This window comes from Micromonospora sp. NPDC050686 (assembly GCF_040654475.1).
GTDB lineage: Bacteria > Actinomycetota > Actinomycetes > Mycobacteriales > Micromonosporaceae > Micromonospora.
Window position 1 is genome coordinate 38,932 of the sequence record NZ_JBFAID010000042.1, and the last position, 26,315, is coordinate 65,246.

At 74.6% G+C, this 26,315-nt stretch carries 18 protein-coding genes; 8 read left to right on the forward strand and 10 right to left on the reverse strand.

Annotation, left to right across the window (positions count from 1 at the left end):
* The first annotated feature begins 40 nt into the window (after positions 1-40).
* Positions 41-4,939: a permease gene (locus tag AB0H57_RS23630; RefSeq protein ID WP_357509850.1), complete on the forward strand. Its 4,899-nt coding sequence runs from the start codon at positions 41-43 to the stop codon at positions 4,937-4,939.
* Between the two features lie 459 nt (positions 4,940-5,398).
* Here the strand turns inward: AB0H57_RS23630 and purE are convergent, their stop codons facing one another.
* From purE to mca, 6 genes are all read right to left on the reverse strand, one after another.
* On the reverse strand, positions 5,399-5,869 hold the full coding sequence (gene purE / locus AB0H57_RS23635; RefSeq protein ID WP_357509883.1) for a 5-(carboxyamino)imidazole ribonucleotide mutase: 471 nt from the start codon (positions 5,867-5,869) through the stop codon (positions 5,399-5,401).
* A gap of 56 nt (positions 5,870-5,925) precedes the next feature.
* The gene (locus tag AB0H57_RS23640) at positions 5,926-7,086 is read right to left on the reverse strand and encodes a 5-(carboxyamino)imidazole ribonucleotide synthase (protein ID WP_357509852.1); all 1,161 of its coding nucleotides are present in this window, start codon (positions 7,084-7,086) and stop codon (positions 5,926-5,928) included.
* A gap of 74 nt (positions 7,087-7,160) precedes the next feature.
* Positions 7,161-9,200, reverse strand: a complete 2,040-nt coding sequence (locus AB0H57_RS23645; RefSeq protein ID WP_357509854.1) for a thioredoxin domain-containing protein — start codon at positions 9,198-9,200, stop codon at positions 7,161-7,163.
* A gap of 52 nt (positions 9,201-9,252) precedes the next feature.
* A complete protein-coding gene (locus tag AB0H57_RS23650) occupies positions 9,253-11,712 on the reverse strand; it encodes a bifunctional diguanylate cyclase/phosphodiesterase (protein WP_357509885.1) in 2,460 nt (819 codons plus the stop codon).
* Between the two features lie 272 nt (positions 11,713-11,984).
* Complete coding sequence (locus AB0H57_RS23655; protein ID WP_357509856.1) at positions 11,985-12,278, reverse strand: hypothetical protein; 294 nt, start codon at positions 12,276-12,278, stop codon at positions 11,985-11,987.
* Between the two features lie 48 nt (positions 12,279-12,326).
* A complete protein-coding gene (gene mca / locus AB0H57_RS23660; protein ID WP_357509858.1) occupies positions 12,327-13,208 on the reverse strand; it encodes a mycothiol conjugate amidase Mca in 882 nt (293 codons plus the stop codon).
* Between the two features lie 208 nt (positions 13,209-13,416).
* On the opposite strand from mca, the gene AB0H57_RS23665 reads away from it, so the two are divergent.
* Positions 13,417-13,851 (forward strand): DUF4307 domain-containing protein, encoded by a 435-nt coding sequence (locus AB0H57_RS23665; protein ID WP_357509860.1) that lies wholly within the window; start codon positions 13,417-13,419, stop codon positions 13,849-13,851.
* A gap of 147 nt (positions 13,852-13,998) precedes the next feature.
* Positions 13,999-14,499 carry a transcription elongation factor GreA gene (greA, locus tag AB0H57_RS23670; protein WP_357509863.1) on the forward strand — a complete coding sequence of 167 codons (501 nt, stop codon included), beginning with the start codon at positions 13,999-14,001 and terminating at the stop codon, positions 14,497-14,499.
* A 213-nt stretch (positions 14,500-14,712) separates the two neighbouring features.
* Here the strand turns inward: greA and ilvA are convergent, their stop codons facing one another.
* From ilvA to AB0H57_RS23690, 4 genes are all read right to left on the reverse strand, one after another.
* A complete protein-coding gene (ilvA, locus tag AB0H57_RS23675; RefSeq protein WP_357509865.1) occupies positions 14,713-15,930 on the reverse strand; it encodes a threonine ammonia-lyase in 1,218 nt (405 codons plus the stop codon).
* The gene (locus AB0H57_RS23680; protein WP_357509867.1) at positions 15,927-16,838 is read right to left on the reverse strand and encodes a DUF4328 domain-containing protein; all 912 of its coding nucleotides are present in this window, start codon (positions 16,836-16,838) and stop codon (positions 15,927-15,929) included. The genes ilvA and AB0H57_RS23680 overlap by 4 nt, the downstream gene beginning before the upstream one ends.
* Positions 16,839-16,948: 110 nt before the next feature.
* Positions 16,949-18,358, reverse strand: a complete 1,410-nt coding sequence (locus tag AB0H57_RS23685) for an amidase family protein (RefSeq protein ID WP_357509869.1) — start codon at positions 18,356-18,358, stop codon at positions 16,949-16,951.
* A gap of 16 nt (positions 18,359-18,374) precedes the next feature.
* Positions 18,375-19,517 (reverse strand): cystathionine gamma-synthase, encoded by a 1,143-nt coding sequence (locus tag AB0H57_RS23690; RefSeq protein ID WP_357509871.1) that lies wholly within the window; start codon positions 19,515-19,517, stop codon positions 18,375-18,377.
* Positions 19,518-19,656: 139 nt separating this feature from the next.
* Here AB0H57_RS23690 and AB0H57_RS23695 point away from each other — a divergent pair, with 139 nt between their 5' ends.
* The 5 genes from AB0H57_RS23695 (at position 19,657) to AB0H57_RS23715 (ending at position 26,096) form a co-directional block, all read left to right on the forward strand.
* The gene (locus tag AB0H57_RS23695) at positions 19,657-20,067 is read left to right on the forward strand and encodes an HIT family protein (RefSeq protein WP_357509873.1); all 411 of its coding nucleotides are present in this window, start codon (positions 19,657-19,659) and stop codon (positions 20,065-20,067) included.
* A 93-nt stretch (positions 20,068-20,160) separates the two neighbouring features.
* Positions 20,161-20,823 carry a peptide-methionine (S)-S-oxide reductase MsrA gene (msrA, locus tag AB0H57_RS23700; protein WP_357509875.1) on the forward strand — a complete coding sequence of 221 codons (663 nt, stop codon included), beginning with the start codon at positions 20,161-20,163 and terminating at the stop codon, positions 20,821-20,823.
* 415 nt (positions 20,824-21,238) lie between these two features.
* The gene (locus AB0H57_RS23705; protein ID WP_357509877.1) at positions 21,239-23,029 is read left to right on the forward strand and encodes an N-acetylglutaminylglutamine amidotransferase; all 1,791 of its coding nucleotides are present in this window, start codon (positions 21,239-21,241) and stop codon (positions 23,027-23,029) included.
* 2 nt (positions 23,030-23,031) lie between these two features.
* Positions 23,032-24,915, forward strand: a complete 1,884-nt coding sequence (gene ngg / locus AB0H57_RS23710) for an N-acetylglutaminylglutamine synthetase (protein WP_357509879.1) — start codon at positions 23,032-23,034, stop codon at positions 24,913-24,915.
* The gene (locus AB0H57_RS23715) at positions 24,912-26,096 is read left to right on the forward strand and encodes an osmoprotectant NAGGN system M42 family peptidase (protein ID WP_357509881.1); all 1,185 of its coding nucleotides are present in this window, start codon (positions 24,912-24,914) and stop codon (positions 26,094-26,096) included. The genes ngg and AB0H57_RS23715 overlap by 4 nt, the downstream gene beginning before the upstream one ends.
* Positions 26,097-26,315: the final 219 nt, after the last annotated feature.

The following is a 26,315-nucleotide window of genomic DNA, read 5'->3' on the forward strand; positions in this document are numbered from 1 at the left end:
TGGAAGTCCACAGTGCGGTCCAGCCGGGTGGAGGGGTTTGGTGGAGAGCTTTCATTGCTCCTCGTGCGGCCGGGGCATCAACCCCGCCCCCACGTGCCCACACTGCGGCGCCGCGCAGCCACAGTGGGCCGAGCAACTGGCGGAGATCGAGCGCTCGATCGCGGAGATGAAGGCGCGCGACGCCGCCATCGCCAAGGAGCAGCGGCAGATCGCCGCCAAGATGCAGGCCGCGCTCTTCCAGCGGGACATCCTCGCGCACGCCGGCGAGGAACGGGTCGGGCAGGCCACCCGGCCCCGCCGGGTGCTGCGCCGTAGGCCCGGCCGGCGCCCGCCGACCGCCGCCACCGGCGCGCCGCCCCGGGTCCCCCGGCAGAACACCCCGCCGCAGCCACCACCCCCGCCGCCGCGGTCGGCGACCTGGCTCGACGCGGACGACCCCGAGCACCCGCCGGAGGCCTCGTCCCGCGAGGTGCAGAACATCCCGCTCGGGCTCGGCGCGCTGCTGCTGGCCGTGGCGGCCGTGGTGTTCGCCGCCGTCGCCACCAGCTCGCTGGACGCGCTGGCCCGGCTCGCGGTGCTGCTCGTCGCCACGGCGCTGATGCTGGTCGTCCCACCGGCGCTGGCCCGCCGGGGGCTGACCTCCACCGCCGAGACGATCGCCGCGGTCGGCCTGCTGCTGGTGCCGCTGGCCGGGTACGCGCTCTGGGCGGTGGACCGGATCGGCGGGGGTGGCGCCTCCGGCGCCGTGTTCGCCGGCTCCATCTTCGCCGTCACCGCCGTGGTCGCCGTCGGATACGCCCTGTTCACCGGGCTGCGGGCACCCCGGTTCGCCGCCGTGCTCGCCGCCCAGCCGGTGCTGCCCCTGCTCGCCCACGACCGGATCACCGGCCCGACCGGCTGGGCCCTGGTGCTGACCGCGGTGGCCGTGCTGGACCTCGCGCTGGCCCGTACCGGTCTCATGGTCGAGCGACCGGTCCGGCGGGACCTGCCGGACGGCCCGCCCGCCGCAGCGCGGCCCGCGCCCCGGCGAGACGACGCGGGCCGCCCGGAGAGCGCCCCGGAGGAGGCCGGCGAGGTCCTCGCCGGGCAGGCCGCCAGGCCGGCGGCTGGCCAGTCGCCCCGCCCGGTGCCCTGGCTGCGCGAGCTGACCTTCCTGCTGCACGGCGTCGCGGTGGCCGTCGCCCTCGCGTACGCGGTCACCGCGCTGCTCCGCGCGGCCACCGTCCCCGACGCGACCGGCGCCGGCGCGGTCCTGCTGCTGGCCGCCGGGGTGACCCTGGCCGGCACGCTGACGCTGCGCCAGCCGCCACTGCCGGACGTCGGCGCCGGCATCCTCACCCTCGCCGTGATCGGCGCGCTGGGCCGGGTCGCCTCGGTGGCCTTCCCCGGCCGCGCCCTGGTGCTCATCGCCGCGGTGATCACCGTCGTCGGCCTGGCCGTGCGGGCGGTGCCGCCGGCGGCCCGGCGCGGGCCCCAGCTCGCCTCGGCCGCCGCGCTGACGGTCAGCGGCCTGGTGGTGGCCGGTGGGGCGCTGCGCGCCGGCCTCGCCCCGGCCCGGGCCGCGCTGCCGGCGTGGACGGCGGACCTGGACCGCTACCCGGCCGAGCTGGCCGCCGCGGTGGGCCCCGCCGCGTGGCAGCTAGCCGCCAGCGCCTTCCTGCTCACCGTCGCCGCGGTGCTGGCCCTGCCGGCCGAGATGCGGCGCGAGTTCGCGGTGGTGGGCGCCGCGTTGACGGCGCTGGCCGTACCGGCGTCGTTCGCGCTCGGCTGGGCGGCGGCGCCGTGGCCCATGGTGCTGGCCGCGGTCGGCATCGGCGCGGCCGGGCTCTCCGCGCCGACCGTCCGGGCCGCTCGGGCGCACGCGCTCAGCGCCACCGCGGTGGGGCTGATCGGCGCCGGCGCGGCCGCCGCCCGCCCGGCGCTGGCCTGCGCGGTGCTGCTGGTCCTCTGCGCCGCCGGGATGCTGGTGGCGGTCGCCCCGCGGATCCGCCTCGCCCCGGCCGGGGCGGACACCCTGGCCGCCTGGGCGGCCGGCGGCGCCGCGTTCGCGCTCCCCGGCGCCGTCGCCGCGTTCGTGGCCGCGACCATGCCGGCCGGTCCGGCGTCGACGCCGGCCGGCCTCCGCGAGCTGACCGTCCCGATCCTGGCGGCCAGCTTCCTGGCCGTCTGCGCCACCCTCGGCTACACGACGCTCGTGCAGGTGTCGCAGCGGCACGTCAGCCCGCCGCTGACCACGGGCACCGCCCTCGGCGCGCTGGCCGTCACCGCCGCCGCCTTCGGCGCCCCGGGAGCCACAGTCGCCGACGCCTGGGTGGGCGCGCTGATCCTGGTCGCGGCGGTACTGCTCGTCTTCGCCCCGTCGATCGACGCGGGCCGCCGCTCGGACCTGACCCTCGACGGCTCCGACCTGGCTGCCGCGGCGGCCACCGCCGCCCTCATCGCCACCCTGGCCCGAGTCGCCGCCGTGCTCACCCCCGGCGGGCAGCTGGCGGTGGCCGCCGCGCTGGTCCTCGTGGTGGGGGTGGCCGCCCGCGCGCTGCCGGAGGAGTGGCGGCGCGGGCCGACCCTCGGCATCGCCGCCGGTGGCGTGCTGATCGGCCTGCTGGCCGCCTGGCCGGCGCTGCGCGGCGGTCTCGGGGTGCTGGCCACCCCCGGCCCGATCTGGGGCGGCGACCTCAGCGGCTGGCCGTCCGCGCCGACCGGCGGGTCGACCTGGCAGGCGCCGGTCGCGCTGGCGTTGCTCGCGCTCACCGCGGGCATCCTGCTGCCCGCGCCCTGGCGGTACGACGTCGCCGGGGTGGCCGTGGTGCTCGCCACCATCGGCGCGCCGGCCGCGTTCGACCTGCCCTGGTGGTCGCCGGTGCTGCTGGGCGCGGCGGTGGCCACCGCCTTCGGTACGGCCGCGGCGGCCTCGGTCGACGCCCGGGCCGGGCTCTCCCGGGCCGTGGTGGCCGGCGCGGTCGCCCTGCACGCGGCCGGAGCCGGCCTGGTCCGGCCGTGGACCACCGCGCTGGCGCTCGGCAGCATCGCCCTGATCGGCGCGGCGGTCGCCGCGCTGGCCCGGTCCCTGGCCGTCCCGCTGGTCGAGGACGTGGAGACCGACGGAATGCCGCCGCACCTCGTGCAGATCGGCGGGGCGGCCACCGGCGCCGCGATCCTCGCCTTCCCGGGCGCGGTGGCGGCCCTGGCGGCCCAGTTCGGCCACCCACCGTCGGTGCTGCTGACCGCCGCGCTCGCCGCCTCCAGCCTGGGCCTGGCCGGGATCGCCGCGGTCCGCCAGCGGGTCCCGCAATACCTGGGGTACGCCAGCGTCGGCGTGGTGGGCGCCGCGACGATCAGCGCGGTCGCCGCGATCTTCACCGGCCTGCCCGCCGGCGTCTACGCGGCCGCCGCCGCGCTGCTCGGGGTGCTCGCCGAGCTGGTCCGCGGCGCCACCGAACCACCGGTCGGCTCGGCGCAACCGGTCCGCCGCTGGTCGGTGCTGTGGGACGGGGCGCTGCGCCGGCTGCCCGACGACGGCTCCGGGCGGCGCTGGCGGGTCAGCCCCGCCGCCGGCGCGCTCGCCGCGGCCGTGGCGCCGACCGCGCTCGCCCTGGCCTCGATCGCGCCGGCGCTGGTCGTCGCGCTGGTCGACCCGTACCGGTGCCTGACCCGGGTCTGGCAGGGGCCACCCCCGCAGCTGCTCACCCCGCCGGCCGGGGCGGTGGACGCCACCCATGTGCTGACCGCTCTGCTGTTGACGGTCACCGCCGCGCTGGCGGCCACCGGGTTCAGCGGCGGCCGGCGGTCCCGGGCCGTGCCGGTGGTGCTGCCCGGGGCGGCGGTGACGCTGCTGATCACCCCGATCGCGTTGGGCCACGGCTGGCCGGACAGCGCGCTGGCCGGGCTCGCCGTCTTCACCATCGCGATGCTGGGGCTGGCGCTGACCTTCCCGCCGCCCCTGGTGGAACCGGCCCGGGCGGTACGGCTGGCCCGGGTGCTGGTCTTCGGGATCGGGCTGGCCGCCGGGGGCGCCGGTCTGGCCGGCAGCCTCGCCACCCGGGAGCTGACCCTGTTCACCCTCGGCGGCGCGGTCGGCGTCGGCACCGTCGCCGCGCTCTTCGGCACCACCCAGCGGGCCCGCATCCTGGGCTGGCTGTTCGCCTCGCTGATGGCCCAACTGTTCGTGCTCACCCTCGGCCTGGTCGCCGGCCTGGCGGCCGTCTGGTCGGCGTTCGGGGTGCTGGCGGTCGGCGCCGTACTCCAGGTCTTCGCGGCGACCCTGCCCCGGCTGCGGCGTCCCGAGGCGCAGCGGGAGGCCGCCACCGTCGAGTGGAGCGGGTACGCCGCCGCGCTCATCGCGCTGGCGTTGGCCTTCGACTCACCCCGGCACATCGCCGCCCTGCTCGCCGCCTGGGGTGCGGTGCTCGGGGTGGCGGCGACCCGGCCCGGCCGCCGGCCCGTGGAGCGGCGGGTCCTCTTCTGGTCGGTGGTGTTCTGCGAGATCAGCGCGTGGTGGATCCTGATGCGGGTCGCCGACGTGGCGCTGCCGGAGGCGTACACCCTGCCGTTCGCGGCGCTCGCCCTGCTGGTCGGCGTGCTCGAGCTGCGGCACCGCCCCGACCTGAGCAGCTGGGCGGCGTACGGCCCGGCCCTGGTCACCGCGTTCGTGCCCACGCTGGCGATCGTGCTGGCCACCGACTCCAGCATGCTGCGGCAGGTGCTGCTGCTGCTCGGCGCCGTCGCCGTGCTGATCTTCGGATCGGTCAGCCGGCAGCAGGCGCCGGTGATCGTGGGCGCCGCGGTGACCGCGATCGCCGCGGTACACGCGCTGTTCAGCCTCGGCCCGTGGCTGGTCATGATCCCCGTCGGGTTCGTGCTGCTGGTGCTCGGCGCGAGCAACGAGCGCCGCCGCCGGGCGCAGGAGCGGCTCCAGACGGCACTGCGCGGCATGCGCTGATCCGCCCCGCTCCGCCCCCGACTCCGCCCCGACGCCACGCCGCTCCGCTTCCGGTCGGCGGGGGCAAACCACGCGGCGGAACGGCCCATCGTGGCCACTCTCCGTGGTGGGGCGGCACCGACCGACGAGGCCCCTCCGCCGCTTTGCTCTGCTACAACCCACGCAACAGTTACGGAAGGTTGCGGAGCCGGTGCCGGCCGGGGCGCCCGCCTCTACAGGAATAGCAGTTCAAGCCGGTGTTGCGCCGGGGGAAGCAGAGCAAAGGGAAGCAATGCAGGACCGCTACGCCGGAGCGTGATTACATTCAGTGCTGGCGGCGATGGCGGGCTGCCACCTTCACTCACCGCAATCAGCGGACCGCCTGGTCATCGCGGCGCCGTGCCGCCGTGCCCCTTGGTCACCGCGCCGCGTGGTCACCGCGCCGCGTGGTCACCGCGCCGCTCGGGCGCGCCGGACCGGTCACGTCAGGGAGGCGCGGAGGGCGGCATCCTTTTCGGCGACGAGTTCCTCCAGGTCGGCCTGGTAGGCCGTCATCCGGTCCAGCAGTTCCGGGTCGGCGGCGGCCAGGATCCGGACCGCCAGCAGCCCGGCGTTGCGGGCGTTGCCGATGGAGACGGTGGCCACCGGCACCCCGGCCGGCATCTGCACGATGGACAGCAGCGAATCCATGCCATCCAGGTGCTTCAGCGGCACCGGTACGCCGATCACCGGCAGTGGCGTGACCGAGGCGACCATGCCGGGCAGCGCGGCGGCGCCACCGGCGCCGGCAATGATCACCTTCAGGCCTCGGCCGGCGGCGGCCCGACCGTACTCGATCATCTTGACCGGGGTCCGGTGCGCGGAGATCACCTGGACCTCGTAGGAGACGTCGAACTCGTCGAGCGCCCCGGCGGCCGCCCGCATGGTCGGCCAGTCCGAGTCGCTGCCCATGATCAGCCCGACGGTGGCCGTGCCGGCCCGCCGCCCGTCCGTGCCAGCCCGGTCCGTCACTCGTGCCCCTCACGCAGCCAGCGGGCGGCCCGCGCGGCCCGCGCCCGTACGTCGTCCAGGTCGTCACCGAGCACCGTCACGTGCCCGATCTTCCGGCCGGGGCGCACCTGCTTGCCGTACAGGTGGACCTTGGCGCCCGGCTCGGCGGCGAACAGGTGGTGCAGCCGCTCGTCGATGGACATCCCGCCGGGCTCGCCGCCGAGGACGTTCGCCATCACCACCACCGGCGCGGTCAGCGCGGTGTCCCCCATCGGGTAGTCGAGCACCGCCCGCAGGTGCTGCTCGAACTGCGAGGTCCGGGCCCCCTCGATGGTCCAGTGCCCGGAGTTGTGCGGGCGCATGGCCAGCTCGTTCACCACCAGCCCGGCTGGCGTCTCGAACAGCTCCACGGCCAGCAGGCCGACCACGCCGAGCCCGGTGGCCAGGTCGATGGCGAGCTGCTGGGCGGCGACCGCCAACTCCTCCGGCAGGTCGGGCGCGGGGGCCAGCACCTCGACGCAGATGCCGTCCCGCTGCACGGTCTCCACCACCGGGTACGCCGCGACCTGCCCGAACGGCGAGCGGGCCACCTGCACGGCCAGCTCCCGGCGCAGCGCCACCCGCTCCTCGACGATCAGCGAGCTGCCGCCGGCGAGCAGCGTGCCGGCCAGCTCGGCGGCCTGCCCCGCGTCGCCAACCAGCCACACACCCCGGCCGTCGTAGCCACCCCGGGCCGCCTTGAGCACCACCGGCCAGCCGGTCTCGTCACCGAAGGCGACCAGGTCGGCGGGGCGCTCCACCGGACGCCAGGCCGGGATCGGCGCGCCCAGCTCGCCCAGCCGCTCCCGCATGACCCGCTTGTCCTGCGCGTGCACCAGCGCCTCGGCCGGTGGGAAGAGCCGCACGCCCTCCTCGGCGAGCGCTCGGATGTGCGCGTTCGGCACCTGCTCGTGGTCGAAGGTGACCACGTCACAGCCCTTGGCGAAGGTGCGCAGGGCGGCCAGGTCGGTGTGGTCGCCGTACTGCACGTCGGCGGCGACCAGGGCGGCGCCGTCGTCGGGGGCGAGCGCCAGCACGCGCAGTGACTGGCCGAGGGCGATGGCGGCCTGGTGGGTCATCCGGGCCAGCTGGCCCCCGCCCACCATGCCGACGACGGGCAGACCGGTACGGGAATCCATAGCGCCGCCAGCCTATCCGGGCCGCGGGCCGGCCCGGCCGCGAGGTCCACGCCCCGGGACGCGGCCGCGGGCGGTCAGCGCAACTGGGCCACCAGGTCGTCGACCGAGGTCACCGGCCGCTGGCAGACGAAACCCCGGCAGACGTACGCGGTGGGCCGCCCGTCGACCAGCGGCCGGTCGGCCAGCAGCGGCACGCCGGGCTGGTCCGGGCGGCCGGCCACCACCACCGCGCCGGGCGGGGCGTGCCGGTGCGCGGCGGCGACCAGCGGATCCGCCGCCGGGTCGCCGTCGGTGGCCACCGCGATCTCGTACGGCCCGGAGAGCAGCGCCTCGCCGACCATGGCCGCGTACCCGGTGAACCGGGCGTGCCGCCCGACGATCGGCGCGACGGTCGACAGGGCGGCCTCCGCAGCCTCCCGGTAGCGCGTCTCACCGGTCAGCGCCGCGTACGCCACCAGCGCCGCCGCGATCGCCGACCGGCCGGACGGGGTGGCGTTGTCCGTCGGGTCGGCCGGCCGGGCCACCAGTTGCTCCGCGTCGTCGGCGGTGTCGTAGAAGCCGCCGCCCGGGGCGGCGAACCGGGCCAGCGCGGTGTCCAGCAGCTGCCCGGCCAGCTCCAGCCAGCGCCCCTCGCCGGTGAGCTGGTGCAGGGCGCAGAACGCCTCCGCCACGTCCCCGTGGTCCTCCAGCACCCCGGCCGGCTCGCCGACCTGCCCGTCCCGGGAGGCCCGGCGCAGCCGCCCGTCCACCAGGTGCACCCGGGCCAGGTGCTCGGCGGCGTCCCGCATCGCCCCGTCGGCGACGATGGCGACCCCGTCCATCAGGTTGGCGTCCTCCGCCGCCGGATCCTCGTAGAGCGCGGCGACCTGGAGGAACTCGGCGATCGCGGTGATCGCCAGGCCGTTCCAGGCGGCCACCACCTTGTCGTCGCGGGCCGGCTGGGGGCGGGCGTCCCGGGCGGCCAGCAGCCGGCCGACCACGTCCTGCCAGCGGGCCCGGACCGCCGGGTCGGCGTCGTCGACGTCCCGGGCCAGCCGGAGCACGCTGGTGCCGTGCTCAAAGGTGCCCTGGTCGGTCACCCCGAACAGGTCGGCGGCCCAGCGGCCGTCCTCCTCGCCGAGCGCCTCGACCAGCTGCGCCGGGGTCCACGAGTAGGTGAGCCCCTCCACGCCCTCGGTGTCGGCGTCCAACGCCGAGGCGAAGCCCTCCCCCGCCCGGTGCAGCTCGTCGGCGAGGAACCGGACGACGTCCCGGGCCACCCGGCGGGCCAGCCGGTCGCCGGTGAGCCGCCACAGCTGGGTGTAGACCCGCAGCAGCAGGGCGTTGTCGTAGAGCATCTTCTCGAAGTGCGGCACGGTCCAGTGCCCGTCCACGGAGTAGCGGGCGAAACCGCTGGCCAGCTGGTCGTAGATGCCGCCGCGGGCCATCGCCTCGGCGGTGTGCCGGACGATCTCCAGGCTGCGCGCCGAACCGGTGCGCCGGTGGTGGCGCAGCAGGAACAGCAGGTTCATGTGCGGTGGGAACTTCGGGTCGCCGCCGAAGCCGCCGTTCGTCTCGTCGTACTCCCCGGCGAGCTGGTCGGCGGCGGCATCGAGCAGTTCGGCGGTGAGCGGGGCGGTGGGGCCGCCCACGGCCTGCGCGCCGCCGATCGCCTCGACCACCGCGGCGCCCTGGCGCAGCACCGCCTCCCGCTGGTCCCGCCAGGCGGCGGTGACCGACTCCAGCAGCCGCAGGAAGTTCGGCCGGGGAAAGTACGTGCCGCAGAAGAACGGGGTGCCGTCCGGGGTGGCGAAGACCGTCATCGGCCAGCCGCCCTGCCCGGTCATCGCCTGGGTCGCGGTCATGTACACCGCGTCGACGTCCGGCCGCTCCTCCCGGTCCACCTTGATCGAGACGAAGTTGTCGTTCAGCACCGCGCCGACCTGCTCGTGCTCGAACGACTCGTGGGCCATCACGTGGCACCAGTGGCAGGCGGCGTAGCCGACCGAGATGAGCACCGGCACGTCCCGGCGCTTCGCCTCGGCGAACGCCTCCGCGCACCACGGCCACCAGTCGACCGGGTTGTCCGCGTGCTGAAGGAGGTACGGCGAGGTGGCGTCGGCGAGTCGGTTCACCCGACGACCATATCCAGGCGGGCGGCCCGCCGCCGGTGGGACCGGACCCGGCTCAGGCGCCGTCTGCGCGCAGCGGAAACACGTTGGACGCCGCCGAGTCGCGCAGCGTGCCCAGCACCGCGCCGATCTTGTCGGCCGGCATCGGCTTGAAGAAGTGGTACCCCTGGGCCGCCGTGCAGCCCAGCTCGGCCAGGGTGAGCCGCTGCTCGGCCGTCTCCACCCCCTCGGCCACCACCCGCAACCCCAGCTCGTGGGCGAGGCCCACGGTGGTCCGGACGATCGCCGCCGCCTCCGGCGAGTCGGCCATCCGGATCACGAAGGAGCGGTCGACCTTCAACTCGTCGACCGCGATCCGGGTGAGGAACGTCAACGACGAGAAGCCGGTCCCGAAGTCGTCCACGGCCAGTTGCACGCCCATCGACCGGAGCGTGGCCAGCACCTCGTCGATGACCTCCAGCTCGCTCATCACCACCGTCTCGGTGATCTCCAGGACCAGCCGGCGCGGCGGCACCTGGTGCCGGCGCAGCGCGTCGGCGATCTCGGCGGGCAGGGACCGGTCGAGCAGGCTGCGCGCCGACAGGTTCACCGAGATCGGCACGTCGAGCCCCTGCCGGGCCCACTCGGCGGCCACCGACAGCGCCTTGTCCAGCACGTACCGGGTGAAGGCGCCGAGCTGTTCGCTGTTCTCCACCGGCCGGATGAAGTCGGCCGGGTTGAGCAGGCCCCGCCTGGGATGCCGCCACCGGATCAGCGCCTCCACCCCGGTCGGCGCGCCGGTGGCCAGGTCGACGGCGGGTTGCAGGGCCAGCACCAGCTGGTCGTCGGCCGCCAGCGCCTCGCGCAGCTCGGCCAGCAGCGCGAGCTGGTCGGTGCTGGCGTCGTCCCGGGCGCTGTCGTACGCGGCGACGCTGCCACCGCCCTCCTTGGCCTGGTACATGGCGATGTCGGCCCGGCGCAGCAGCTCGGTCAGGTCGGCGGCGCCGGCGTCGGCGACCACCACCCCGACGGCGACCTCGACCGACATCCGCAGCCCGGCCACCTCGGTCGGCGCGGCCAGTCGCTCGGCGATCTCGCGGGCCGTGCGCAGCGCGTACGTCAGCGGGGCGGCCCGGTCCCCGACCGCCGGCACCGAGGTCACCAGCAGGGCGAACTCGTCGCCGCCGAGCCGGCCGAGCAGGTCGCCGGGGCGGGCGATGGCGCCCAGCCGGGCGGCGGTCAACCGCAGCAGCTGGTCGCCGGCCGCGTGGCCGAGGGTGTCGTTGACCTCCTTGAACTGGTTCACGTCCAGCAGCAGCAGGGCCACCGGCTGGCCGTGGGCGAGCCGGCGCAGCGCCTCGTCGCCCCGCTCCAGCATGGCCCGCCGGTTCACCAGCCCGGTCAGCGGATCGTGCACCGCGTCGTACGACGACTGCGCGGTGACCAGGCGCAGCTCGGCGTGGGTGGCGGCGTCGTGCAGCGCGGCGGCGAGGGCGTCCCCGAACGCGGCCAGCGCGTCCCGCTCCCGCTCGCCCGGCGGCCCCGAGCGGGGGAACCGGACCCGCAGCGCGCCGACCGTGGTGTCTCCCACGACGAGCGCCCGGACCAGCTCGTGCGGCCCCGGCTCGGCGCGGCCGGGCGGGTCGATCGCCCGGTCGCGCAGCCGGCCGCTGGCGTCCATCCGGTAGCGCCACCAGCTGCCGTCGACCCGGGCCACCGCCACGTCGACCGTCTCCGCGCCGAACAGGCCGAGCGCGCCGGCCACCGCGGCGCCGGCCACCCCCCGCTCGTCGAGCTGGTTGAGGGCGGCGGTGGCGTCGGCGAAGGCCCGCCAGGTCCGGCGTTCCTGGTCCGCCCGGAGCCGGTGCCGGTAGGTCTGCTGCAGCAGCCACAGCGGCGGCGGCAGGAGCAGCAGCCAGCGGGGGTCGATCTCCAGCAGGGCCACCACGACCAGGCCGACGGCGACGTTGCCGACGAACATCAGCAGCTTGCCGCGCAGCGCGACGAGCAGCGGCGGGCCCATCGGCACGCCGTGCCGCAACGCGAGCTGGGCCCCGCCCAGCCACGCCGTGACCAGCAGGTACGTCACCGATCCGGCGGCCAGGGCGAGGGCCAGCCCGGGGGTGGGCGCGGCCAGCAGCGGTTGGCCCAGGGCGGTGGCGACCGTCGCGGCCAGCGCGGTGGCGGCGGTGAGCGAGGCCGTGATGCGCACGATCTCCACGGCCGGTCGGCGGTCGGCCAGCACCGACATCGCCGTCCAGGCCAGGCCGGTGCCGAGCAGCGCCGCCGCCGGCAGCCAGCCGGCGGGCACCAGGTAGAGGCAGACGATCAGGGCCGCCTCGCCCCAGGTGATGCTCACCATCCCGGCGGCGGTGCGGAACCGCAGCCGGGCGAGCTGGGCCAGCGCGAAGGCCCCCACCGCGAGGCCGAAGCGGGCGACCGCCGGGATCGGGTCGTCGGGCGGGAGGGACGCCGGCACGGTCAGCCCCACCACCGTGGCGGCCAGGGCGGTCAGGGCGACGGCGAGGGTCAGCAGGTGCGCTCGCGCCTGGACCCCGCCCTCGTCGAGCCGATCGGGCGGGTCGCCGGCATCGCCGGACGTCACCGGGCCGGGCTCGTCGCCCGTGCTGCCGGACGTCACCGGGCCACTCCGCCCGTCGGCCGCGGGACGGCCGAAGCTGTGCCGTTCATCGGCGCCCCCTTCCGCGCACGGCCCGAGGACTTTTGGTCCCCCCGGCGGAAGGCTAAGCCAATCCCGGTGGCCGCAACAGGGGGCAACGACCGGGATCAGCGTGAATCACGCGCCGACTACCCGTTTCGGCGCTGCTGGGGGCCGTTGGGCCCGTTCGGCGCGGATTCCTGCGTGAACGTCCCGTCCGTCGGATCGGTGGCCTCCAGGTCGGCCCCGCCGGCACCGGTCGGCCGTCCCGACGCCGGGAACCGGTCGGGCAGCCGACGCAGCCGCGCGTTCATGTTGCGGATCAGCAGGACGGTGGCGGTGGCCAGGAGAATGATGAGGAACAGCCCCATCGGCCCGGCCAGACCACCCGTACGGGTGTCGCCGAAGTTGTTCTGCGCGAGCACCTGGGCGGCGGTCAGCATGGTGGTTCTCCGATGTGCGGTGGGCTTTCAGCGTAGCCCTTGCCCGGATCAGCGGGCATGGGCCGTCTCGCGCACCCCGGCGAAGAGATCCGACTCGGGCAGCGGGCTGTCGACCACCGAGCGGGCGAGCTGGAAGTCCTCCGTGGGCCAGGCCCGCCGCTGCAACTCCATCGGCACGTGGAACCAGAAGCCGTCCGGGTCGATCTGGGTGGCGTGCGCGCGCAGCGCGTCGTCGCGGACCGGGAAGTACTCCGCGCACTCGACCCGGGTGGTGATCCGGGGGCCCTTGTCCGGGCGGTCGTCCCAGCGCTTGAGCCAGTCTTCGTACGGCGACTCGCCGCCGGCCGCGAGCATCGCCTCGTGCAGCGCCATGATCTTGCCGCGGGAGAAGCCGATGTCGTAGTAGAGCTTGAGCGGCTGCCACGGCTCACCCAGCTCGGGGTGGCGCTCCGGGTCGCCGGCTGCCTCGAAGGCCGCGACGCTGACCTTGTGGGTCATGATGTGGTCCGGGTGCGGGTAGCCGCCCTCCTCGTCGTACGTGGTGACGACGTGCGGGCGGAACTGGCGCATCAGCCGCACCAGCGGGGCGGCGGCCACCTCGACGTCCTGGAGCGCGAAGCACCCGTCGGGCAGCGGCGGCAGCGGGTCGCCCTCGGGCAGCCCGGAGTCCACGAAACCCAGCCAGGCCTGCTCGACGCCGAGGATCGCCCGGGCGGCGTCCATCTCGGCCCGGCGGATCTCGGCGATGTTCGCCCAGACGTCCGGCCGGTCCATCTTGGGGTTGAGCACGCTGCCCCGTTCGCCGCCGGTGCACGTGACGACCAGGACGTCGACGCCCTCGGCGACGTATTTCGCCATGGTCGCCGCACCCTTGCTCGACTCGTCGTCGGGATGGGCGTGCACCGCCATGAGACGCAGCTGCTCTGCCACCTTCGGCGCTCCTCGTCTGTGCCCGCCGGCAGGCCCGTACGGGTCGACCGGCTGACCTGCCGGAATCTCCCCCCGTGGTGCCCGGCTGCCGGTGTGACAGGTCGGCGGGGACGCCGACCTGCCATCCTCGGCACGGAACCGGGCTGGGAAGATGGACTCTGCCATTCTTGCCGATGCCACCGACAACGACGCCAGGAGATACCCGCCGGTGAACGAGACGCACGCCACAGTTGCCCCGGGCGCGCCGGTGTTCCCGCCCGGCCGGTACGGCCGCCGCCGGGAACCCGGCCGCCGCCGCCCGCTGACCGTCGCGCTACTGGCGGTGGCTCTGCTGGCCGGGCTGGTGCTGGCCGCCTGGCAGCTCTACGCGAAGTACGGCGACCCGGCCTACGACCCCCAGCTCATCACGTACACCGACATCACGGACTCCCAGGTGCAGGTGACCTTCCGGGTGACCGTTCCGGCCGGTGGCTCGGCGACCTGCCAGCTGCGCGCCCGCGACCGCGACGGCGCCGAGGTGGGCCGCGACGAGGTGACGGTGGCAGCCCGCCCCGGCGACACCCACGTCACCACCCGGCACCGGGTGGCCACCACCGCCCGCCCGTTCATCGGCGAGGTGCTGCGCTGCCGCCCGGCGGACTGACCCCCGCACCGACCGGCGCTCCGGAGGCCGGCGAACCGGCCCGGCGGGGCCGCGCCCCGAGGTGATCGACGACACCCCGGCCTGGTCCGCGCTGGTAAGGTTGGAGATTCACCTGTCAGCCAGTCCGTACTACCGAGGAGATCGCCGGTGTCCACCAATGACAACGAGGCGCCCGCCACCTGGCTGTCCCAGGACGCATACGACCGCCTCCAGGGCGAGCTCGACGAGCTGATCGCCAACCGGCCCGTCATCGCCGCCGAGATCAACGCCCGCCGCGAGGAGGGCGACCTGCGCGAGAACGGCGGATACCACGCCGCCCGGGAGGAGCAGGGCAAGGCCGAGGGCCGCATCCTCTACCTGAAGGAGCTGCTCCGCACGGCGCAGGTGGGCGAGGCGCCGAACGCCGACGCGGTGGCGCCCGGCACGGTGGTGACCATCTACTTCGACGACGACACCGAGGACACCGAGACGTTCCTGCTCGGCTCCCGGGAGATCTCGTCCACCACCGACCTCACCGTCTACAGCCCCGAATCGGCGCTGGGCAAGGCGATCCTCGGTGGACGCGCCGGCCAGACCTGCACCTACACCGCCCCGAGCGGCGCCGACATCAAGGTGACCATCGTCAAGTTCGAGCCGTTCGCCGGCTGACGATCCACCCCGGACCCGCGCCCAGGCCCGGGTCCGACGACCGACCCGGTCGGCCCCCTGAGCGACCTTCCGACCGCCCCGGCCGTTCCCGGCCGGGGCGGTCGCCGCTTCGTCAAGGGTGGCTCTCCGACAGCTTGCGGCATGTCGGGCCTTCCCGAGCCCCGGACACCGCCACCTGCTGCACACCGCCGCGACCACACCCCCCGGCCGGGCTCAGTCCGGCGCGGCGAAGACCTGGTAGCCGCTGGCCCGCAGGGCACCGATCAGCGTGTCGGAGTGCTCCACGCCGCGGGTCTCCACCGAGAGCGCCACCTCCACCTCCCCCAGCCGCAGATGCGGGTTGGCCCGCTGGTGCTCGACGTCGACCACGTTGGCCCGGTGCTCGGCGATCTGGGTCAGCAGCGACGCCAGCTGACCCGGGCGGTCCGAGCAGCGCACCGTGATCCGCAGGTACCGGCCGGCCGCCGCCAGTCCGTGCTCGATCACCCGCAGCATGAGCAGCGGGTCGATGTTGCCGCCGGAGAGCACCGCCACCACCGGCGTGTCCACCGTCACCGCCCCGGCCAGCAGCGCGGCCACCCCGACCGCCCCGGCCGGCTCCACCACCTGCTTGCCGCGCTCCAGCAGCATCAGCAGCGCCCGCGAGATGTCCTCCTCGGAGACGGTGACGATCTCGTCGACCAGCTTCCGCACATGGGTGAAGGTGACGTCGCCCGGCCGGCCCACCGCGATGCCGTCGGCGATCGTCGAGAAGGCCGGCAGCCGGACCGGTTCGCCGGCCACCAGCGAGGGCGGGAAGGCCGCCGCGGTCGCCGCCTGCACCCCGATCACCCGTACGTCCGGCCGCAGCGCCTTCGCGGCCACCGCCATCCCCGAGACCAGGCCACCGCCACCGACCCCGGTGACGATCGTGCGCACCTCCGGGCACTGTTCGAGGATCTCCAGCGCCACGGTGCCCTGCCCGGCGATCACGTCCCGGTGGTCGAACGGGTGGATCAGCACCGCCCCGGTCCGCTCGGCGAACGTCTGCGCCGCCACCAGGGACTCGTCCACGGTGTTGCCGACCAGCTCGACCTGCGCGCCGTACCCCTTGGTGGCGGCCACCTTGGGCAGCGGCGCGTTGACCGGCATGAACACGGTGGCGTGGGTGCCGACCAGCCCGGCGGCCAGCGCCACCCCCTGGGCGTGGTTGCCCGCGCTCGCCGCCACCACGCCGCGGCCCCGCTCCTCGTCCGACAGCCGGCAGATCCGCACGTACGCCCCGCGCACCTTGTACGACCCGGCCCGCTGCAGGTTCTCGCACTTCAGCCACACCGGCCCGCCGAGGGCCGCGCTCAACGGCCGGGAGGGCTCCAGCGGGGTGGTCCGGGTGACCCCGGCGAGCAACTCCCGCGCGGCCCGTACGTCGGCGAGGCCGACCAGTTCCGTCATGCCCCGATCGTGCCACCCGCCACCGGCGGGACCGGCGGCGACACCGGGGTGTGCGGTGCCGTCACCTGCGGCGACGGCGTGACCACCGGCAACGGGTGGCCGGCGGCCCCGGGCGGGAGCGTCATCCCTGGGATGACCGGCCAGGCCGGCGTGCCCCGGCCGATCCGGTCCTGCTGGGCCACCGAGATCCGCCGGACCAGTACGGCGAACGCGACGGCGGCGACCAGGCCCGCGACCGCCGGTGCCAGCCGCACGGCCAGGATGTCCCGGTAGTGGTCGGCGTACGCCTGGAAGTCGGCGCTGGTCACCGGATCCTCGGCCAGCCCGGCGCTGCGCCGCTGCTCGACCTGGGCGACGATCCGTTCGCCGAAGCTGAACAGCAGCCACGCCGCCCACCAGACGGCGACCAGCGCGGGGGCCCGCCGGCGCGGCAGGCTGTCCCGGGCGATGCCGGCCACCACCCGGGCCGGTACCACGAAGTTGGCGAACGGCACCAGCCAGCCGGCGATTGCCCAGCCCGCGCCCAGCGTCGGCAGGGCGCCCGGGAAGGCGTCGGTGTTCTTCCGCGCCCGCCAGCTCCAGATGATCACCAGGACGGCCGCCGTGACGTAGGCCAGCACGAACAGCAGGCTGCCCACCAGCTCGGCCAGCACCTGGCCGAGCAGCGGCTCGAAGCGTCGCTCGGCGGCGGCCCGCTCGGCCAGTGCCCACCCCAGCAGGGGAAGCAGGGCGGTGAGCAGAAAAACCCCGGCGGTCGCGCCCACCGCGATCGAGGCGGCCAGCCCGATGCCCCGCACCCGGTACGTCGGCAACCCCGGGAGCACCGCCCGCCGGTCCTGTGGGCCGTCGCAGCGCGGGCACTCGGGCGCGACCGGGGACAGGGTGTCCCCGCAGGTCCGGCAGAGCATGGCGACCGTCCAGGAGGCGGGTGCGGCAGGGGCGAGCGCACACGCTAGACGATCACCCGCCGATCGGATACCCCGTTCGAGGCGGTACCGGCGTTCGTCGTCGCGGACGGTCAGGTGGTGGCCGCGGAGCCGCTGCCGACGCGCGGGTAGCCCTGGGCGTGCCGCTGCCACGGGGCCTGCATCTCGAACTGCCCGGCCACGCCGAGCAGCAGCAGCTCCGAGCCGGGCGGGCCGACCAGTTGCGCGGCGACCGGCAGGCCGTCCGGGCGGCGCCCGACCGGCACCACGATGGCCGGGAGGCCGGCCACGTTCCACGGGGCGGCGTACGGGGCGTACCGGACGTTGACCGCGACGTTGGACCGCCAGGAGCGCGCCGACCAGGCCGCCGCCTCGGGCGGGGCGCCGGCCAGCGCCGGGGTGAGCAGCAGGTCCACCGAGTGGTCGGCGAAGAAGCCCACCGCCCGCTCCCGCCAGGCGGCCCGGTCGGCCTCCCGGACGTACCCGCGCCGCTGCGCCCACTCGCCCATGGCCACGTGCCGGCGGCTGCGCCGCTGCAACGCCCGCGGGTCCAGCCCGGCGGCCCGGACGTCGGCAGCCGCCGCAGCGAACCAGGTGGCCATTCCCTGCAGGCCGAGCGCGGTGGAGTAGACCGGGTCGGCGGGCACGGTGTCGTGCCCGGCAGCGGCGAGCAGCCGCCCGGCGGCGGCCACCGCCTCCCGGTTGGGCTCGTCCGGGGTGACGCCGCGGACCGGGGAGCGCAGCGAGACGCCCACCCGCAGCCGCGGCGGCGGGACCAGCTTCTCGACCCGGCGCCCGGCGAGCACCTGGAAACCCACCGCCGCGTCGGCGACCGTACCTGTCAGCACGCCGTGCTCGGTCAGGCCGAACCAGTCCTCCGCGCCGAGCTGGCACGGGATGACGCCCCGGCCGGGCTTCAACCCGACCAGCCCGCAGCAGGCGGCCGGGATGCGGATCGAGCCGAGCCCGTCGTTGCCGTGCGCGATCGGCACCATGCCGGCGGCCACCGCCGCGCCGGCGCCGCCGGACGACCCGCCCGGCGTCCGGCTGAGGTCCCACGGGTTGCGGGTGACGGCCGAGGGGTCGTCGGTGGTCGCCCAGAGGCCGAGTTCCGGCATCCGGGTCACCCCGACGATCACCGCGCCCGCGCCGCGCAACCGCCGGACCACCTCGTGGTCGGCCTCCGCGACCGGGGTACGGCAGGCGGCCGACCCGTTCCAGGTCGGCATGCCGGCCACCGCGGTGTTCTCCTTGACCGCCACCGGCACCCCGGCCAGCGGCAGGTTGGCCAGGTCCTCCTGCTCGTCGACCTTCTCCGCCTCGGTGATCGCCTCGCCACCGCGGACCGCGCGGAACGCGGCGAGGTCGGCGTCGGCCCGGGAGATGTGGTCCAGGTGGTCGGCGAGGACCTGGGTCGCGGAGACGTCGCCCCGGCGTACGCCCCGGGCGATCTGTTTCGCGGTCGCCCCCACCCAGGTCGGCATGATGTCCTGCACGGCCACCCTCCCCAGCCAGCGGTCAGCCCAGCGCCTGCTCCAGATCGGCGAGCAGGTCGTCGACCGTCTCGATGCCGACAGACAGTCGCACGAGATCCCCGGGAACTTCAAGCGGCGAGCCGGCAGCACTCGCGTGTGTCATCCGGCCCGGGTGCTCGATCAGGGACTCCACGCCGCCCAGTGACTCGGCGAGCACGAACAGCTTGCTGCGGTTGCAGACCTCGACGGCCTGCTCCTCGCCGCCCGCGGCACGGAACGAGATCATCCCGCCGAAGCGGCGCATCTGCTTCGCGGCCGTCTCGTGCCCGGGGTGCGAGGCCAGCCCCGGGTAGATCACCTGGGCCACCTTGGCGTGCCCCTCCAGGTACGCGGCGATCCGCTCGGCGTTGTCGCAGTGCCGGTCCATCCGTACGACGAGGGTCTTGATGCCGCGCAGGGTGAGCCAGGCGTCGAACGGCCCGTTGATCGCGCCAATCGCGTTCTGGTGATAGCGCAGTTCCTCGCCGAGCGCCCGGTCCGCGGCGACCAGCGCGCCACCGACCACGTCGGAGTGCCCGCCGATGTACTTGGTGGTGGAGTGCACCACCACGTCCGCGCCGTGCGCGATCGGCTGCTGCAGGTACGGCGAGGCGAAGGTGTTGTCGACCACCAGCAACGCGCCGGCGTCGTGCGCCACCGCGGCCAGCGCGGCGATGTCGGCGATGCCGAGCAGCGGGTTGGTCGGCGTCTCCACCCAGACGATCTTCGTGCTGCCGGGGCGGATCGCGGCCCGGACCGCGGCCGGGTCGGAGACCTTGGCCGGGGTGAACCCCAGCCCCCAGCGCTCGGCCACCTTGGCGAAGAGCCGGTAGGTGCCGCCGTACGCGTCGTCCGGGATCACCACGTGGTCGCCCGGCTTGCAGACCGTCCGCAGCAGGGTGTCCTCGGCGGCCAGGCCGCTGGCGAAGGCGAGCCCCACCGGGCCACCCTCCAGCGCGGCCAGGCACTCCTGGAGCGCGTCCCGGGTCGGGTTGCCCGACCGGCTGTACTCGTAGCCCAGCCGGGGCGCGCCGACGGCGTCCTGGGCGTAGGTGCTGGTCTGGTAGATCGGTGGGATCACCGCGCCGGTGCGGACCTCCGGGTCCTGGCCGGCGTGGATGGCGAGCGTCTCGAAGCCGTGACTCATTCCGCAGACGTTAGTCCGCCTCCCCGCCGCACCGCCGGGAAGGTGCAAGGAGGGGCCCCGGTTAACGCATTCTGCAGAGCAGGGGCTCCCGCTTAACGCCACCCGGCGGGCCGCCGGCCGAGCGCCTACCCTGGGCCGGATGAGCGGCTGTGTGTTCTGCGGGATCGTGGCCGGCGAGGTGCCGGCGTTCCGGGTCGCCGACGAGCCGGCCGGAGTGGCGTTCCTGGACACCCGGCCGGTGTTCAAGGGGCACGTGCTGGTGGTGCCCCGGGTCCACCTGGTCACCCTGGCCGACCTGCCCGCCGAGGAACTGGCCGACTACTTCGGGCTGGTCCGCCGGTTGGCGGTGGCGGTGGAGAGCGGTCTCGGCGCAGGTGGCACCTTCGTGGCGATGAACAACAAGGTGTCCCAGTCCGTCCCGCACCTGCACACCCACGTGGTGCCCCGGACGAAGGGCGACGGGTTACGCGGCTTCTTCTGGCCGCGCACCCGCTACGCGGACGACCCCGAGGCCACGTCGTACGCGGAGCGCGTCCACGCCGCGCTGTGAGCGGACCGGCCGGGCCTGAGACCCGCCGGGGCGGGTAAGGAAGTGCGAACCGGCGGTGTTGCACGCTGGGAAAGGTACGAGAGGAGTCCCACCGTGTTCCTTCGCCGCATGAAGGCCGAGCTGCCGACCCCCGACCAGGCGCTGCCCGGCCGTCCGATCGCGATGCCGATCGCCGACCGGCACGAGGTGCTCCCGTCCTCGCTGAAGGGCCCCTTCCCGGCGGGCGCGCAGGTCGCGGTCTTCGGGATGGGCTGCTTCTGGGGCGCCGAGCGGCTGTTCTGGACCCTGCCCGGCGTGCTCACCACCTCCGCCGGTTACGCGGGCGGCAGCACCCCGAACCCGACGTACGAGGAGGTCTGCTCGGGCATGACCGGGCACGCCGAGGTGGTCCAGGTGGTCTACGACCCCACCCGGATCAGCTACGAGGACCTGCTCAAGGTGTTCTGGGAGAACCACGACCCGACCCAGGGCATGCGCCAGGGCAACGACGTGGGCACCCAGTACCGGTCGGCGATCTACACCACCACGGACGAGCAGCTGGCCACCGCGCAGGCCTCCCGGGAGGCGTTCGCGCCGATCGTGGCCCGCGCCGGCAAGGGCGAGATCACCACGGAGATCGCCCCGCTCGGTGACTACTACTTCGCCGAGGACTACCACCAGCAGTACCTGGCCCCGACGAAGAACCCGAACGGCTACTGCAACCACGGGCCGAACGGGCTGAGCTGCCCGGTCGGGGTGGCGCGTACGGCCGGCTGAAGCTCCAGCAACGCCCGGTGGGCCGGGGCCCGGACGGGTCCCGGCCCACCGCCGTCAGGTGGCCGAGGGTGACCGGTCCCCATCGTCCGGCCCGTAGCGAGAACGAGCGTCAGCACCCCCGCGACCGCCCTGGCCCGGAGCTGTCCCGCCCCACCCTTTGTTGATCATGAAGTTTGCGTAGCGTCACCCGGGTGTCGCAGACGCAAACTTCATGATCAACGCTGCGGAACAGGCGGCTGGGGTGTTTTTCACAACCGCCGGACCCGTCCGATCCGGGCATTCAGGCCACGTACGGCAGCAATGTCCGGCGGTACGCGGGGGTAACCTGCGCGGGCGGGAATCCTAGCAACTGCGTCACACAATCGTCATCATCTCAACAGGCGAATCGCAATGTGGTCTGGCAGCATTGGCTGGCATGTGCGGACTGGCAGGCGAGTTCCGGCGGGACGGCTCAAGGGCCGACGTGGCGGTGGTGGAGCGGATGGCGGCCACCATGACCGACCGGGGGCCGGATGACAGCGGCGTCTGGTCCCAGGGGCCGGTCGCCCTCGGGCACCGCCGCCTGAAGATCATCGACCTCTCCGCCGCCAGCGGGCAGCCGCTGGTCGACGCCCACTCCGGCCTGACCGGCGTCTTCAACGGCTGCATCTACAACTACCGCGAGCTGCGCGAGGAGTTGCAGGCCAAGGGCCACCGGTTCTTCTCCACCGGCGACAGCGAGGTGGTGCTCAAGGCGTACGCGGAGTGGGGGCTCGACTTCGTCGACCACCTGATCGGCATGTTCGCCGTGGCGATCACCGAGCGGGCCACCGGCCGGCTGGTGCTGGCCCGCGACCGCCTCGGCATCAAGCCGCTCTATCTGGCCGAGGGCCCCGGCGTGGTCCGCTTCGCCAGCACCCTGCCCGCGCTGCTGGCCGGCGGTGGCGTGGACACCACCATCGACCAGGTCGCGCTGGCCCACTACCTGAGCTTCCACAGCATCGTGCCGCCGCCCCGGACGATCCTGCGCGGCGTGGCCAAGCTGCCGCCGGCCACGATCCGGGTGTACGAGCCCGACGGCCGCACCCACGAGCGGGTCTACTGGAACCCGGCCTTCACCCGCGCCGACGAGCGGGCCGGCTGGTCCGAGCGGGACTGGCAGGACGCGCTGCTGGAGTCGCTGACCACCGCGGTACGCCGCCGGATGGTCGCCGACGTCCCGGTCGGCGTGCTGCTCTCCGGCGGCCTCGACTCCAGCCTGGTCGTCGCGCTGCTCGCCGGGGAGGGGCAGACCCGCTCGGGCCTGTCCACCTTCTCCATCGGCTTCGACGCGGTCGGCGGCCGGGAGGGCGACGAGTTCGTCTACTCCGACCTGGTGGCGAAGACCTTCGACACCGACCACCACCAGATCCGGGTGCCGAGCGGGGACCTGGTCCCGCCGCTGGAGGCGGCCGTCGCGGCGATGAGCGAGCCCATGGTCAGCCACGACTGCGTGGCGTTCTACCTGCTCAGCCAGGAGGTCGCCCGGCACGTCAAGGTGGTCCAGTCCGGTCAGGGCGCGGACGAGATCCTCGGCGGCTACCACTGGTACCCGCCGCTGGCCGGGGTGGACCGGGAGCAGGCGCTCGAGACGTACGCGAGGGCCTTCTTCGACCGGGACGCGGCCGGCGTGGCCCGGGTGCTCAACCCGGCGTGGCTCGCGGACGGCGACCCGGCACGGGAGTTCGTCGCCGCGCACCTCGCCCGGCCCGGCGCGCAGACCGCGGTCGACGCCGGCCTGCGGATCGACACGCAGGTCATGCTGACCGACGACCCGGTGAAGCGGGTGGACAACATGACCATGGCACACGGGCTGGAGGCCCGGGTGCCGTTCCTCGACCACGAGTTCGTCGAGCTCGCCGCGAGCTGTCCGCCGGAGCTGAAGCTGGCCCAGGGCGGCAAGGGCGTGCTCAAGGAGATCGGCCGGCGGGTCCTGCCGCACCAGGTCATCGACCGGCCGAAGGGCTATTTTCCGGTGCCGGGCCTCACCCACCTCGAGGGCAAACTCCTCGATCGGGTACGCGACGCGCTGCACGCGCCCGAGGCCCGCCGTCGGGACCTGTTCCGCACCGAGTACGTCGACGCGCTGCTCGCCGACCCGAACGCCGAACTGACCCCATTGAACGGAAACAAGCTGTGGCAGCTGGGACTCCTGGAAATGTGGCTCCAGAGCCACGGAATCGACTGACCGTGACCGACACGATGGCGACCGGTACGGCCCGCACCGACCGGGAACGCGTGCTGGGCCGGCGGCGGGAGCACGTCGGCCCGGGCGGCGACCCGGTGGCACCCGGCCCGACCGAGGCGCAGCGACCTGCCAGCGGCGACGGCGTGGTCCTCGACTGCGGTTGGGGCCGGCTGGTGTTCGGCCAGACCTTCGGCGGCGATCAGGCGGCGGTGGCGGACGTGCTGCGCTCGGAGGCCGCCGGCGCCCGGGACATCTGCATCTACCTGCGCGACCCGCACGTGCTGGTGTCGCGGCTCCCCGACGAGCTGTTCATCGACCCGTCGCTGACGTACCGGCTGCCGCTGACCGGCGACCGGCCGGCCCGGACGGACGACGCCGTGACCGCGGCGACCAACGAGACGACCGCCGGCACGTCCGGGCTGGACGCCTCGGACCTCCCCGGGCTGCGCATCCGGTCGCTGCGCGACGAGGCCGACGCCGACGCGGTGAACCGGATCTATGCCCGCAACGGCATGGTCACCGCGCCGGTGGAGGTGCTGGTCGCCAACGCCCGCACCGACCGGTTCCTGCACCTGGTCGCCGAGGACGTCACCGGGGAGATCGTCGGCACCATCACCGGCGTCGACCACGTGGCGGTCTTCGACGACCGGGAGAACGGGGCCAGCCTCTGGTGCCTGACCGTCGACTTCAACAGCGCGCCGCCGGGCACCGGCCAGGCGCTGCTGACCGACCTGGCCGCCCGGCTCACCGCGCGCGGCCGGGCCTTCGTCGACCTGTCGGTGCTGGCCGAGAACACCGGCGCGATCCGGCTGTACGAGCGGCTCGGCTTCTACCGCACCATGACGCTCTGCGTGAAGCGGAAGAACCCGATCAACGAGCGGCTCTTCCTGCCCGCCATGCCCGAGGGCTACGACCGACTCAACCCGTACGCGAAGATCGTCGCCGACGAGGCGATGCGGCGCGGCATCCGGGTCGAGGTGACCGACCCGCACTGGGGTGAGCTGAAGCTGACCAGCGGTGGCCGGATCATCCACACCCGCGAGTCGCTCTCCGAGCTGACCTCGGCGGTGGCGATGAGCCGCTGCGACGACAAGCGGGTCACCCGGCGCATCCTCACCGAGGCCGGGCTGTCCGTGCCGCGGGGTCGCACCGCCACCGGGGACGCCGAGGACGTCGCCTTCCTCACCGAGGTGGGCCGGGTCGTGGTGAAGCCGGCGCGGGGCGAGCAGGGCAACGGGATCACCGTCGGGGTGGGTACGCCGCAGGCGCTGACCGCGGCGGTCGAGCTGGCCCGCCGGTTCTGCCCGGAGGTGCTGATCGAGGAGCTGCGCGAGGGCGAGGACCTGCGGGTGGTCGTGATCGACCACGAGGTGGTCGCCGCCGCCGTCCGCCGGCCCGCCCAGGTCACCGGCGACGGGGTGCACGACATCGCCGACCTGATCGAGCGGCAGAGCCGCCGCCGGGCCGCCGCCACTGGCGGCGAGTCCCGCATCCCGCTGGACGACATGACCCGCGAGGTGGTCGCCGAGGCCGGGTACGACCTGCACGACGTGCTGCCCGAGGGGACGGTGCTGGCCGTGCGGCGCACCGCCAACCTGCACACCGGCGGCACCATCCACGACGTGACCGGCGAGCTGCGCCCGGAGATCGCCGAGGCGTGCGTGGCGGCCAGCCGGGCGCTGGGCATCCCGGTCACCGGGCTGGACCTGCTGGTCCCCGCCCCCGACCGGCCGGAGCACGTGTTCATCGAGGCGAACGAGCGGCCCGGCCTGGCCAACCACGAGCCGCAGCCGACCGCCGAGCGCTTCGTCGACCTGCTCTTCCCAGGGACCCGGGCACCGCAACGACTCTGGTCACCGGCGGGTGCGGCAAGCTCTCCGGCATGACCGCACGCAAGCCCCATCCGCTGAAGCTCGACCTCGACTACCTCCGGCAGGTGCTGCTGGAGCTGCTGGAGATCCCCAGCCCGTCCGGGCGTACCGACCACATCCAGCAGTACGTCGGTGAGCGGCTCTCCGCCCTCGGCATCTCCTCCAAGCTGACCCGGCGGGGGGCGCTCGGCGCCTGCCTGCCGGGGCCGCGGGAGACCGGCGCGGACCGGGCGATCGTGGTGCACACCGACACGATCGGGGGCATGGTCAAACGGCTCAAGGAGAACGGCCGGCTGGAGGTGACGCCGGTCGGCACGCACAGCGCCCGGTTCGCCGAGGGCGCCCACGTACGGATCTTCACCGACGACCTGGACCGGGTGGTCACCGGCCAGATCCTTCCGCTCAAGGCCAGCGGCCACCGCTACAACGAGGGCGTCGACCTGCAGGGCGTCGGCTGGGAACTGGTCGAGGTACGGGTCGACGAGCCGGTCACCGACGAGGCCGGGCTGCGCGCGCTCGGCATCGACGCGGGCGACTTCGTGGCGCTGCTGCCGAACCCGATGATCACTTCGAGCGGGTACGTGAAGTCCCGCCACCTGGACGACAAGGCCGGCGTGGCCGCGGTGCTGACCGCGTTCAAGGCGATGGTGGAGGCGGGGGTGACGCCGGCCGTGACGGCGCACCTGCTGGTCACGGTGACCGAGGAGATCGGCCACGGGGCCAGCCACGGCCTCGACCCGGACGTCGCCGAGATCGTCTCGGTGGACGCCGCGGTGGTGGCGCCCGGCCAGCAGTCCCGGGAGGACGCGGCCACCCTGGCGATGGGCGACGGGGTGGGCCCGTTCGACTACCACCTGACCCGCAACCTCGCCCGGATCGCCGGCGAGCACGGCATCGACCTGGTCCGGGACGTCTTCGACTACTACCGCTCGGACGTGGCGGCGGCGGTCGAGGCCGGGGCGCACGCCCGGGTGGCGCTGCTCGGCTTCGGCGTCGACGCCACCCACGGGCACGAGCGCACCCACCTGGACGGGCTGGCCCACCTCACCCAACTGCTCTGCCTCTACCTGCAGAGCGACCTGGTCTTCCCGGAGTGGGACGCGGAGCCGGAGGGGCAGCTCGCCGACTTCCCGTCGCTGGCCGTCCAGCCGGCCTCCGAGGACGGCCCGCGCGAGGGCCCGATCGGCATCGACTGAGGTGTAAGGAGGGGCCCCTTCTTGACAGACGTCTGTTAAGAAGGGTCCCCTCCTTACACCCGACCTCAGTGCTGCGCGGCTTCGAGGAGCGCGATGAGACACCCTTTGTCAACCACCGGTTCAAGCAGCGAGCTTGGTCGGCTGATTGACCCGGCCGAGGGCGCGGTTGCGGTTGGCGACGTGGACGCTCTCGTCGTACGGCACGCCCTTGGTCAGGCA